The sequence below is a fragment of the Pseudomonas sp. 05N434 genome (assembly GCF_056396965.1).
In genome coordinates, this window is the sequence record NZ_JBFTMK010000949.1 from 1 (window position 1) to 950 (window position 950).

Below are 950 nucleotides of genomic sequence, written 5' to 3' on the forward strand. Positions count from 1 at the left end.
TTCTCCTACACTCTGGGACGTGCCGGATCTTGGATCCAATCGGCACCCCCCCAAGAAATTCCGCATGGAGTTACCAAATGAAAGTGTGGAAGGAGTCACAGCTAACACAGCTTTCTTGCGCTCAAAAAATAGAGACCGCGTACGAGATATCGCTTAACCTCGTTAAAAATATGGGCTTTAATTTTTGTGCATTTTCAATAACATCCCCAACAACAGGGACACACCGCCATAAGATAATCCTGAATAATTACCCTAGCGAATGGAACACGAAATATCAAAACGAGCATTACGATACGGTTGATCCAATACTAGCCCACTGCTGCGGCTCCGAAGTACCGATTCTCTGGCAAGAAGAGTGCTATTCAAAAACACCACGGCTGTGGCAAGCGCAAAAAAACCAGGGGTTGCACTACGGTTGGTCCCAATCCGTTCATGATAAGAACGGGCTTTGCAGCATCCTGAGCGTGGCCAGAACCCATTGCCCGATTACCGCATATGAACTGTACAAAAATCTGGGCTACGCGATGTTTATCAACCGTCACCTGCACGGGATTATCGCGAAAGACCTGCCGGCCTCCTCGCTGAAGCCGCCCACAACGAGTTTGTCATGCAGAGAAATCGAGGTGCTGAAATACTCAGCCGTGGGCAAGACGGCCTGCGAGATCGCAATCATCCTCTGCGTGAGCGAAAGCACTGTGCGTTTCCATATAAAGAACGCCATCCACAAACTTGGCGTCAATAACAAGATCGCGGCGGTGATCAGGGCAGCGAAAGCTGGCGTCATCTGAAACTGTTCGAATCAGGTAATCCCTGCAAGTAATCCAGACCAAAAAAACGTACCATCTGCGCTCCATCCCGAGTGATGTCGTGTGAAGCGTCCACGACGCAGTCCGCTCGGATGGCTCCGCCCGCTACAACGTCCGGCGGCCACTCGTTGATTATCTCCGCTG

At 50.7% G+C, this 950-nt stretch carries 1 protein-coding gene; it reads left to right on the forward strand.

The window, feature by feature from the left end; all coding sequences use genetic code 11:
- The first annotated feature begins 77 nt into the window (after positions 1 to 77).
- Positions 78 to 788 (forward strand): autoinducer binding domain-containing protein, encoded by a 711-nt coding sequence (locus tag AC1DLB_RS30975; protein ID WP_064620506.1) that lies wholly within the window; start codon positions 78 to 80, stop codon positions 786 to 788.
- Positions 789 to 950: the final 162 nt, after the last annotated feature.